We start from the raw sequence: 11,472 nt of genomic DNA, 5'->3' as shown, positions 1-11,472 counted from the left end.
GATGGCATATGAACAGATTGGCTAACTAATGACACTTCGGTAGAAAGGCTAGTAGTTAAATCGGTTTGAAACCTTCCTTTAAATTGCTACCCATTCCCTCAAGGAGTGTTTTAAGATCCACCACTTTCGACAATAAACTGGTAATTGTTAATTAATAATTTTGTGCCATATGGTTCGCCGAACCGAGTTAATATTGATGATACGTTAAATTTGGTGGACTCCCCCATATGGCCAATCAAGTAGGATGTTGATTCGGATTACATCATTCCTAAGGGGAGTAGCAGAGCAGCCTAACTCCTGATTGAACAGTATATCATTTCAGGAGAAGCAGTCCACCAATTGATCAGGGATGATGGCCATTGAACAGATTGCTTCGAACGAGAGGGAAGTTGGAAACTGATGCCGCTTAAGACAGACATATTAAGACCTTCCCTTAGATATCTCAGGTTGCTCTCATAGCAGAACATCCCTTGGGAACCTTATTCTACCGGGAAGGCAAAAGCATAAGCTTCGACCTTCTATTGGATGTATCTGCTACAGCCCTCCACTGAAGGTGTTGATCCCATAGAGGAAACTAAAAGTGGCTTCATCTTTATTTCTATAGATGCAACTGCAAAAATCCTCCCTATATACCGCACTTCACCGAAAGGGGCCATATTTCGCCTTGAAGTGTGTAAAAGACCACCGAAAAGCGACTTTGTTTTTGTCTAAAATCAAAGGGTCTTCATGTGATATAAACATGATCGGGAGATGCTGTTTAAGAAGTGCAAAATTTCAAGTTAAGTAGAGTTGGTCCATTTATTCATAACAAATTGGACCCGGGGGGTTTTCCCATATTTTAAGTTAAGGGGGTGTATTTATATGGTGTGCCCGTGTTTGAACCATATAGTATAAAAAAATTCTAGTGAAAAAAAGGAAGGGGTTTAATCCCCCTCCTTAATTGCTTTCTTCGTACGGCTATTGATTGCTTCGGAACCGTAGATATTCCTAATGGCTTCCATATCGAACTCTACTGACGATCTTTTGCTGTATCCGGTAGGCGAAAAGTACCACATCTTCTTTTGTGCAGAAAAACCACGCTTATAGTAGTCATTCGTTTGAATCCCTTTTATCCGTTCCTTATTCTTCAGGGTATCGCCGGAAATCCAAACCCAGGAACCGCAGATCTCAACGACGATGTCGGGAATTTCGATTAGTGCTTCGATAATCCCGGAATAGGCCTTGGAATTCCAATCGTTAAATTCGTTCTCATACTTGAACTCACTCGGTTTAAAGGCATGAAACTGATTAACCAGCTCCTTAAACAATTCCTCATCACCACCTTTATCCGGGTGGAGTTTCATTGCCAAACGATAGTAGGTCTTCCTTGCTTCATCCAGAGAGGTGCAATTCTTGAAATAATCTGTCTTAGTCATATTAGTTTAATTTGATTTGACTTTGACAATCAGTGTTGAGGCCGTACGGATAAATAATTAAATATTCATTAAGGAAACTAAACCTAGCTACATTAACAGTGAATCGGGACAACTACAACGTTTGAAATGATCGATAGCAAAGGGAAAGATTTAGCCATATTGAGGACTTTAAAAATAACGCTTAGACACCTCCTAAAATGCAGGAAAGGGAGATTGACGAATCGGTTATCAACTTTCCTTTAAAGGAAAAGTGGAGCTATGATATGAATTTGTTCTACTAAACCTTGGTTGATTCTAATTTCCATGAACAATTTGGCACAGCTCCTTAACGTAGTTGGACGGACCAGCTGGAGGTCTTCCTTATTAGGAGAAGTGAAGCTGCATCCGTCCCTATAGTGGATATTCCGGTGATGCTGGTTTACTGTCCTAACCTGTTTTATCATTGGGTATTAGGAAGTCTTGAAAATACCGTAAAAAGGGGCGGTCACGATCGCCGGAATTAAGTGATCAGCATCACGGAAATATTCAAATGCTTTCTAATTTGTTTTAATTAAGCTAAAAAATACTGGCTTTCAAAAGCAACTTCCAGGCATCTACCATGAGAATAAAAAAGCTCTCTTCTCGGAATTTGAAACCGGGTTTATTGTATATCTCAATAGTCGATAATGCCGAATGACCGGATTCTTCTAGTAAATGCTGACATCTGGCTTTTCTTGACATAACTGCTAAATTTTTACGCCATTGGTTTTATCATACTTTCAAGAAACTCGATTTCTACTTCACTCAGGTTGTATTTTATGTACAGCTGTTGGTCAATTTCAGGAACGGATTTGTTCCAATCTATGTCTGAGTTTTCTGTGAAGTCTTGTAGCGGTACAAGATTAAATTTATCACGCGAAAGATTTATGGAACTCAATGATTGAAGAATTAAAAAGCGAGTGAATTTGGATTTAATATATTTAAGAATTGCTTCAATTTCTGACTTTTTTGCATTGCCTCCGATCCTTAAATATGAATCTGTACAAACTTCATTTGGTAACAATATCTCGGTCCTTGAAAGAACTTTAAACGATCCGTCACTAGATGGCTCTCCAGCATGTTCAGATGTTATCCTGCTGACTAGTACCTTGTAAGATTTAAGGAACGAATTTCCGGTTTTAATTTCTGATTCTGAAATGTAACTCTCACCATCACTGGATAAAAGCTTAACAGAATTCTCAAAGGGTTCATTGCTTCCTCGAACGTTAGTTGAAAGGCCGAATGGATTTCTAGAAGAAATTATTGTAGACAAACTCTTTTCCTCTTTAGAAAAAACTTTCTGAATAGTTATTACAGCTTGATTGTACCTAATTAGCGTATCAAATTCACCGAGAAGTCTATTCATCTTGTTAGGAACCCCGTTGTGAATATTAGTGAATTCACATTGACCCTGATATGTAGAATCCCATAAGAAGTAATTTACTCCTCCACCTATGCTTGATGTTGGAAAACAATCCTTTGAGTTTACAAAGTCAATCATCTTTCGAATATGCAGGTCTGAGAGCATTTGAGCTCTAAATTGATCTAGCCCTTTACCTCCCGCAAACCATCTAGAAGGGGTTATTAACGTAAAATAATCAGGATGGATATTTTTGGAGATTTCAACAAAGTGCTGGTAAATTGGGCCTGCGCTAGAACCAGCTCCTCCATCCATTTCTTGATAAGGTGGATTGCCTACTATTGCATTAAATTTCATGTCGTTGTTATTATTTGCTTTCCAATAAGATTGTCCCTTTTTGATTTTTGCGATAAACTTTTCGGGACGTTGGGTAATTTGCCGAACCATGTCTTCAAAATAATGGCTGTTTACACTTGCTGCTCTAAAGCCTACCAAAGTTCGTTTTGTAATGCTTTTTGCCATTGGCGTTTTGCAAAGTACAAACACATTTTCTGCTACCGTTTTATCCCATAGTTTCTGCTGTTGTTCAATTGTGAGTGTATTAGGTTCTTTGTCAGGATACTTTTCCTTTACTCGATTGCGGAAAATGGAATAGGCCACATACAAGGGGTAAAGACCCGATTTAGAGTTGATCTCTAAAATTCGAGCATCCACTGCAAAAACATCTTCGGTTACCTTACCTTGTGTGATGTAAGTTGGATGTGCAATTGTTTTCTCACCGTTTTCGCCTAAAAAGACGTAACCGCCTAAACAATCACCCAAGTGCATATTTACTACGCGCCAAGGGGTCAACACAGTTTCTTTGTCGGGGTTTTTAAAGGTGCTAAAAATGTGGGTGATTCGCTCAATGCGTTCTTCAATAATTAAGTGATCCGTGGCACGCACTAAGGCTCTGATTCGTTTACCAGCTGCACGAAAAACATCTGCCTCATAATATTTCTTGAATTTTCTAAAGGTGGCTTTAGTCACTCCTTTGGGCATAAACTCCTCCCAAGATTGGTTGTCAACCAAGTCGGTAAAATTATCAATCGAGATTTCGGTTTCTTCATTCTGAACATCAGCACCATAAATCAACAATGGCATGCGAATAGAAATACCACGAAGAATAGAAACAGCAGTATCGTGCATTTTTTTCTGCTCTTTGTACCGTTCTAAAAGCTCATTATCTAAGGGGCTGAGTTCCTTTCTCTTCTTCTTTTGAGCTTGTTCTATTTGCTCGATTTCTTCATCTGTAAAACCTTGTTTATTAACTTCTATGTCTTTGCTCTTGGGTATGGCTTTCGTGCTGCCAATCACTTTTTTGAGGCCATTGAATTCTTCCACTTCCACATCGTCCAATTGCATCAATTGGTCTTTGTTGTATAGATGTATGTCTTCAAAACCATTGTTTACTACTCGCTCGATATAAACTTTTTTGAGTTGTTCGAGCATACCATTTACATCATATTCGGTCATTCGCGAACCGTCAAAAGCAATGATGGGACAGAAATTCAAAAACTCGCCCATGATGGTGCGATTCGTATCTGTTGTTTTACCTGCCTTTGCTGAAACTTTAGCTGTTTCTGCAATAACTTTTAAGGTACGGTCTGGAGCAAAGTCAAAAACAAAGCATTCTTCTTTCACCTTACCATTAATGTTAGCAGGGGTTTGAACTCTGAAAATTGTTTGCATATAAGCGGAAGCAGAAGTATTGTGAGAGCCTGAAAGCATAAAAACAGCGGTCCAAGCCTTAACAGAAACACCTGTTGTTAAACGTCCACAAGAAAGGGTAATGGTGTAGGTGTCATGCGGATTATCACCAATGGCTTTTTCAACTTTTTTAAGGGCTTCCTGGTTCGCCTCTTCTTCGTCACCGTCTCCTGCAACATTTACAATGTCAAATTGGCTAAAAACAGGGTGAGTTTTAAGCATTGCACTCAAAGCCCTAGCCTCTTTCACCCCTGGAACCATCCAAAGTGAGTGTCTGAAATTATCACGATACTCCTCGGTAGCATAGGGATAATTGCTTTCGGAATCGTCTTTACAGATAAGATTTAAGAATGAACGCACATCTTTTTCGTGGAGAAAGCTTCCAGTTTCGCTCACTCTAAAAAATTCCCGAAAATTAAAAGCTACTTCTTCATCAATATAGCCACTTAATAATTTACCAAGGTCGTAGGTGAATATATTCAGTTTTGGAAGGGTAGCATATGGGTTAGGATCTCCAAAGTGAATTTTATCCCAATCCACTTTGGCTTTTTGTTCCATCACATAATCCCAAGTATAGATTTCTTCTTCTTGGTAATTATCGAGTAAATTGAATGGTGTCCCCGAGAGGTGTAGGAACTTTGTGTTTTCTTGTTTCAGTTCGCTCAGAACATTTGTTCCTAATTCTGTTTGCGTGCCTTCATGTGCTTCATCTACAATAACAAAATCCCAAGTTGTTCCAAAGATTTCATCATTTTTATTGAAGATACCACCTACTAATTCAGAACCTCGAAGATCTTGCATGGATGCAAAGTAGATGTATTTGGAATTTCCTTTTTTACATTCTCTCGCTAATGTAGAAAACTGGTCTCCTTGATTTTTTGAACCATAAAAGTATTGTGGAGAATCGTAGAATATTTTCCCAAAGTCATCAAACCAACCCTTATCAACAACCGGGCGGTGTGTTAAAATAAGCGTTCTGGTAAAACCATGCTCTTTTACAACTTGAAGTGCAGAAAGGGTTTTACCAAACCGCATTTTTGCAAACCAAAGCATTACATTGCTTTTTTTGAATTGCTTATTGGTTTTGTCAATGGCATCTTTTTGTTCGGGTCTAAATACGATCGGGCTTTGAGTTTCTGAAACTTCACTGGCATGGAGAGAGTCTTTTCCCTCTTTTACTGCTGTGATTGCTTTTTTGATGGTTTCAAGGTCTGTTATGAACCACTCATTGGCTTTATTTTTTGAGTCAAATACTTTCTTTTGAACTCCGGAGCGAGTAAGTACATTATGGACCTCATGGTCTGAAAACGATTTAAGACCATATTTATCATTGTAAATTGTGAGTTCAGTGTATAGCAAGTCATATGCAATTCCTGCTGTCTGTGTGTATTGGTCAATACGCTTTTTGGCAGCTTTATTAAGTGCTTTACTGTTTGGCTCAAGTCCATAAATGTTATCATTATCAGAAGTTGCTTCTCCAATTTTCAAACACCCTCTATGTGCTTCATCATTGATGCGGAAAACATAGATTAACTTTAGTTTTAATGATGATGTAAATTTCATTTTTAATTATTACTTATAAGGTCAATGAACCTGATTTTTCTACCTGTCTTTCCTGTTTTAGAATCTTTATTACACCAATCCTTGATTAAAGCGTATGTACCATTGTGTTTACGGATATTCCCTTTTTCACACCCTTCACAAAAAGTATGTTTGGTCTCTGTTTCTCCAAAAAGATTCACCCTTGTTTCAGCTATATGACCACAGCTGTTAGGAATCACGCCTTTCAGTCCATCCATTTGCCACACATTCCAAGAAATAATGTAGGCTATATATTGAATTGATTTTAGCATTGGCTCTTTGTCAAATTTTATCGAGTAGTTTTCAATGAATGTAGCAAGCATGGCTTCTCTTGCAAGTAGCAAGCTATCGCCTTGCCATTCGAAAGCATAAGTGTTTTTAAAAGCTGTTTGAGCTGCCTTAAGCCATTTACCAGTGGTATCGACATTTTCGTTTATTACTCTCAGTTTTCTATCTAAAATTCCAACTCTATTTTCAACTTGAATAAACTCTCCTTTGGTGCTGTCATATCTACTTGCAATGTATGGAGCTTCGCCACATGCCATTTCAAGTCGAGTGTCCCGAATATAATCTTTCCAAGTTTTCCCTTTCGGGAAAGTTATTTTTTCACGATTCACTTCCCATTTATAGACTCCATTATCTACAGGGATTTCTGAATTAAAAACATCATTTCTACCAAACCATGCATTGTCTATCAGGTTGTTCTGTGCGTTACAAATCCAAGATGGCGTAAAGACCTCAGCCATTTTTTTTGATCTTGATCGCTGCAATAACTTATCTTTTTGCACTCTTGGCATTATAATGTTGCCATAGTCACCGGTGATTAGTTCAGGCAAAATTTGTGAATTAAAACTATAAGCCTTACCAAGCTGTTCATAGTTGTCAGTTGCCCAGAAAATACTTCTTTGAGTAGTATGGTCACGCAGTAAAATTTCTAGAACACTAGGATATTGATCTACAATTTCGTTTTCTAATATGTCAATCCCCGTTCTCACTGTATTTTCTCTTTGTTCGATTTTAATAGTTCCTTTACATCAATTTCAAGAGTTTCAGCCAACCATATTTGCTTAATTCCTTTCTCTTTAAGTTTTTCTTTTATTCGGTTCAGGTTCGCATAAATTTATGTTGCTAAAATAGCCCGAGATTTTCGTTTATATCATTTTTCAACATACTTTTCATTCAACGAATTGTAGATTCGTCCTTGATTGGGCAAAAATAATAGGCTTTTTGCATTTGGCTTATGTATTGGCAAAAACCAAATGTGCTAATAAGTGCAGCTGGTTTATTTCTCATGAAGCATAACGGTCAGAAATGACTGTGGTGTGGTATTTAGAAGAACTTCACTTTCAGTTTTCCGATATAATTAATATTTTAATAGTTTAAAATTATCGCTTTAACCCGCACCACTCTTATATAATATTAGGTTTTGCCGTTAGATTTTAGTTGAGTTTCACTTTGACTGGTCAGAAATTGTGCAATAAAAGAAAAAGTTAATTGCACCATACACTTCATTTAACGCTAAATCTGATGAATTTAATCCAGTATGTGCAATTCGATTTCGCGATTCTACATATTCCTTAACTTGTTTCTTCAAAGCTTTTCCAGTTTCTCTTGGGTTTGTAGTGCCTAAAAATTCCTTAATGTCCTCACTTGACGAAAAATCATCCCAGTCTATCTTTATTCCACAATCCTTTAAAAATGCTAAAACATTATCTAATTCAAGAATACTTTTAATAAAAAAGCTAATTTCTTCATTAAGTTTAACTTCCTTAGAGTAGCATGTACCTAATTTTTGAGTGATTCTTTGATAATCTAACTTAACATGAGATGGAGGTGAATACAATTGTGATAATGCCACTCCAGATAATTGTAGATTTCGATTTCTAATTGCCTCTGGTATATTATTGCTACTCTCCATCTCTCTTAAGACACTTGACAGCAGATTTCTTAAAAAATTTTCAAAGCCAGAAACAGAACTCATGAATAATGAATTTGACACAGTTCTATTGGGAGCAGCTTCAATTTTAAGAAATTCGTTAATGGAATTTCGTTGTTCATGTTGAAGGGTTTCCCAACGAGTTGTTTCGTTAATAATTGCTCTTACACGACTTGACAATTCAAGGTTATCTATTATGAGTTTCAACTCGTCATAAAATGCAGCAAGTGTTTTCGAGTGTATCTGAATTGGTGACATTATATAAATTCCTTAAAGTGTTTTTGCATAAAGTCAGCGCGATCCTTTATTGAAGGTGCAGTGCCCAATTTACCAACTACAAGTTCATATGTTTTTTGACTTAGAAGTTTTCTATCTAAAGAGGCTATTAACTCTTTACTTTTTTTCTTCAAAGTTTCAATATGATCATACTCACGATCTAAGGCAACCATTACTGCATCAAAAAGTGGTTGAGATAATCTTGCTTTTCCCTTTTGATCAATAATCCTGAATGTTCTATCTCCGAAAATTGATTTAGCTGCTTCCAGTCTAGAAATAAATAATTCACTAAGCCTGGTTATTTCATCCGGCCCTAGGCTTTGATTCCTGATCATGCAGTTATCAAGAATCTTTTTGACAGCTCCTTTCACATGTGATCGCTGACGAAATGCAAAAAAACGAAGTACGATTTCGCAATCAGTCATTCTTTTAAATAGACTATTTTCAGCCAGTTTTGTGTTAATTTGATCCCCTCTTATATTGTCACTGTACCTGGGGATTTCCCAAATGTCATCAAATAAATCGTTGCCAGCTAATTCGACTATCAAATTATTAAATAGACTAGAATAAAGACAGTTCCTTAATTCCTGCGCGTTCAGTTTTTGACCTCCAGTATTTAATCTTTCAAAAACAAACCTCCTTAAGCTACTTCTATCATCATCACTTTTGGCACTTTCTGCTAAAATTACTGTTGCGGAAATTCTTCTTCTGTCAAGCGCCTTTTTAAGTAATGGTGGTAATTCAGAAAATGATTTACCTGTCAGATCAGACCATTGTTCAAGACCAGTTAATTTGTATTTATTATCATAAAAATCAAGGACAGAGGAAAGTCTTTGTTGACCATCCATAACCTCATATCGGCTATAATCCCATTCAAATAAAAAAATTGGCGGAACTGGTATGTTTAATAGTAGAGACTCAATAAATAGAGATTTTTTCTTTCTATCCCACACTAGCCGTCTTTGATATTCGGGATGTAAGTTTAACCACCTCTTTGTTTTAACAAAATCAACGATTTGAGGCAAAAGGAAATCACTTCTTTCTTGAGTTAATTTAAAAGAACTTTGTTCGTATTGTTCTTCTAGTTCTCTATCGCTTATTATTATTTTTTTGGCCATTCTGTAAATTAATATATTATTTCCGTTCTCAGGTTAAGCCTAACTACTAGCTAACGAGAACTCATGCACTTATTTTCCTTATAGTCTGATGGGAAATGATTGCTAAATATAGGGAAATTACCAAAACCTTTAACAAGCTTTTCATTTCCATTCATCGTAATTGTCAAGAATTCCCTTGAGCTACAGGACCCGGGGCAGGGGTTTGCTGCTCATAGGGTGTTAACCTTAGTGGTCCTACTTGATTGGTGTCCCATAAGCTGTTGAATATACCGCAAATTCGTACTCCCTCCAATAAATGGGTGGCATAATTACCTGGACGATTGACAGGCGATAGATGAAATTAGATTGACTTTTTTTAAGGTACTGCTTATTAACTTAGGGAATGGGATAAAAAAGTCCTGGCACTGGCAGATGATTCCGACAATTCTAAATTTACAAAAAAAAATTGGTGATATTTGCACAATTTTTGCACCAAATTTCTTAAAGTATCCTGTAATCATCATTATGGGCCACCTGAGCTCTCAGGGTTTGCCCTAGGGTGGCTAATTATGCTTTACGGAAGATTCGCTATTATTGCTAATGGGTAGGCGTGGCAAACAGCCAATGTAGACTCTCACCACCTGGGTGCGTGGCATGGGGGGAACAAAAAAAGCTACAGAATTGAATCTGTAGCTCTCTTTAACCCTGAAATGATAGAAAGTAATATAAAAAGTTACTTCAACTACCCGTACAACATTTTGGTCAACATTTAAAGTAATACGCTGACCATCAGCTGAGTATGCTCCTCCTCTTGGACTCGAACCAAGGACCCTCTGATTAACAGTCAGATGCTCTAACCAACTGAGCTAAGGAGGAATTTTATTTCTTCAATTTTCAATCTCCCGAACAATAGGTTTAAGGACCCTTCCCGATACATCGGGATCAGATGCTCTAACCAACTGAGCTAAGGAGGAATTTGTTGTTTTCTAAGGCCTTTGCCTTAATTGAGATGCAAACATAACAGGTTACTTAATTTTTTCCAAACATGGGGAGATGGTTTTTTCAATTATTTTTCAATTGGAAAAAAATGCTCTTCTAAATCAAGGACTTATAGTATAAAATATTTTTAGAAAAATCGCTTGAATTTACTTGTGCTTCTTCAAATTCCATTTCCGTTATTATTTTTGATTTATATCGCTTTTAATTGATCAAAAATAAATTAAATTTGCCCTTCCTATTTAGGTAAACAATAAGGCATGTTTCAATAGGAGAATAACTCGGGGTGTAGCGCAGCTCGGTAGCGTATCCTGACAAAGGTCAGGAAGGTCGTCTGATCGAACTGTCGTTAAAATTGAAATAGTAACAATTAAATAAGTCTCGGGGTGTAGCGCAGCTCGGTAGCGTGTCCTGACATGAGTCAGGAAGGTCGTCTGATCGAACTGTCGTTAAAATTGAAATAGTAACAATTAATAATCTCGGGGTGTAGCGCAGCTCGGTAGCGTGCTTGCATGGGGTGCAAGAGGTCGTCGGTTCAAATCCGGCCACCCCGACGAGAAGCCAGGCTGGGGTAACCCTGGTCTGGCATTTTTTATGAACTATTCTGTCTACATATTGTACTCTGTTTCACTCGATCGTTATTACGTAGGTCAGAGTAAAAACCATATAGAGCGGTTTGAGCGTCATCAATCGGGTCGGAATAAATCTACAAAAGGAGGGATACCATGGAAAATAGTTCATGTTGAATATTTTGAAGATCGTCCCTCTGCAGTTCAAAAAGAACGTCAAATTAAAAATATGGGTAGTCGCAGGTACCTCGAAGGACTTAACGATAAATAGTCAATAACAAACGAGATAGCTTGTCCTGACAAGAGTCAGGAAGGTCGTCGGTTCAAATCCGGCCACCCCGACGAGAAGCCAGGCTGGGATAACCCGGTCTGGCATTTTTATGGATTATTCTGTCTACATATTGTACTCTTTTTCACTCGACCGGTATTACGTCGGTCAGAGTAAAGAATCATTTAGAGCGGTTTGAACGTCACC

At 37.5% G+C, this 11,472-nt stretch carries 7 protein-coding genes and 2 tRNA genes; 2 read left to right on the top strand and 7 right to left on the bottom strand.

Annotation, left to right across the window (positions count from 1 at the left end; translation table 11 throughout):
* Window positions 1–923: 923 nt before the first annotated feature.
* The 7 genes from ADICYQ_RS08155 to ADICYQ_RS08130 all read right to left on the bottom strand — a co-directional run bounded on the left by ADICYQ_RS08155 (window position 924) and on the right by ADICYQ_RS08130 (window position 10,308).
* The gene (locus tag ADICYQ_RS08155; RefSeq protein ID WP_020894102.1) at window positions 924–1,415 is read right to left on the bottom strand and encodes a hypothetical protein; all 492 of its coding nucleotides are present in this window, start codon (window positions 1,413–1,415) and stop codon (window positions 924–926) included.
* 555 nt (window positions 1,416–1,970) lie between these two features.
* Window positions 1,971–2,135, bottom strand: a complete 165-nt coding sequence (locus ADICYQ_RS30185; RefSeq protein WP_369073252.1) for a DUF3644 domain-containing protein — start codon at window positions 2,133–2,135, stop codon at window positions 1,971–1,973.
* 13 nt (window positions 2,136–2,148) lie between these two features.
* Window positions 2,149–6,105 (bottom strand): Eco57I restriction-modification methylase domain-containing protein, encoded by a 3,957-nt coding sequence (locus ADICYQ_RS08150; RefSeq protein WP_040415169.1) that lies wholly within the window; start codon window positions 6,103–6,105, stop codon window positions 2,149–2,151.
* Window positions 6,106–6,107: 2 nt separating this feature from the next.
* A complete protein-coding gene (locus ADICYQ_RS08145) occupies window positions 6,108–7,118 on the bottom strand; it encodes a hypothetical protein (RefSeq protein ID WP_020894100.1) in 1,011 nt (336 codons plus the stop codon).
* Between the two features lie 455 nt (window positions 7,119–7,573).
* Window positions 7,574–8,317 (bottom strand): HEPN domain-containing protein, encoded by a 744-nt coding sequence (locus ADICYQ_RS08140; RefSeq protein ID WP_020894098.1) that lies wholly within the window; start codon window positions 8,315–8,317, stop codon window positions 7,574–7,576.
* Window positions 8,317–9,453: a DUF262 domain-containing protein gene (locus ADICYQ_RS08135; RefSeq protein WP_020894097.1), complete on the bottom strand. Its 1,137-nt coding sequence runs from the start codon at window positions 9,451–9,453 to the stop codon at window positions 8,317–8,319. The genes ADICYQ_RS08140 and ADICYQ_RS08135 overlap by 1 nt, the downstream gene beginning before the upstream one ends.
* A 781-nt stretch (window positions 9,454–10,234) precedes the next feature.
* A tRNA-Asn gene (locus ADICYQ_RS08130) sits at window positions 10,235–10,308 on the bottom strand.
* Between the two features lie 600 nt (window positions 10,309–10,908).
* Between ADICYQ_RS08130 and ADICYQ_RS08125 the strand changes: the two genes are divergently transcribed.
* Both ADICYQ_RS08125 and ADICYQ_RS08120 read left to right on the top strand, forming a co-directional pair.
* Window positions 10,909–10,982, top strand: a tRNA-Pro gene (locus ADICYQ_RS08125).
* A gap of 40 nt (window positions 10,983–11,022) precedes the next feature.
* Window positions 11,023–11,268 carry a GIY-YIG nuclease family protein gene (locus ADICYQ_RS08120; protein ID WP_040415171.1) on the top strand — a complete coding sequence of 82 codons (246 nt, stop codon included), beginning with the start codon at window positions 11,023–11,025 and terminating at the stop codon, window positions 11,266–11,268.
* The last annotated feature ends 204 nt before the right edge of the window (window positions 11,269–11,472 follow it).

The organism is Cyclobacterium qasimii M12-11B (genome assembly GCF_000427295.1).
Taxonomy (GTDB): Bacteria; Bacteroidota; Bacteroidia; order Cytophagales; family Cyclobacteriaceae; genus Cyclobacterium; species Cyclobacterium qasimii.
This window is presented reverse-complemented; position numbering and strand designations above follow the sequence as displayed.

What these genes read in the sequence shown, in the direction of transcription:
- ADICYQ_RS08155 (WP_020894102.1), bottom strand. Translation starts at nt 1,415, where the DNA reads ATGACTAAGACAGATTATTTCAAGAATTGCACCTCTCTGGATGAAGCA.
- ADICYQ_RS30185 (WP_369073252.1), bottom strand. Translation starts at nt 2,135, where the DNA reads ATGTCAAGAAAAGCCAGATGTCAGCATTTACTAGAAGAATCCGGTCAT.
- ADICYQ_RS08150 (WP_040415169.1), bottom strand. Translation starts at nt 6,105, where the DNA reads ATGAAATTTACATCATCATTAAAACTAAAGTTAATCTATGTTTTCCGC.
- ADICYQ_RS08140 (WP_020894098.1), bottom strand. Translation starts at nt 8,317, where the DNA reads ATGTCACCAATTCAGATACACTCGAAAACACTTGCTGCATTTTATGAC.
- ADICYQ_RS08135 (WP_020894097.1), bottom strand. Translation starts at nt 9,453, where the DNA reads ATGGCCAAAAAAATAATAATAAGCGATAGAGAACTAGAAGAACAATAC.
- ADICYQ_RS08120 (WP_040415171.1), top strand. Translation starts at nt 11,023, where the DNA reads ATGAACTATTCTGTCTACATATTGTACTCTGTTTCACTCGATCGTTAT.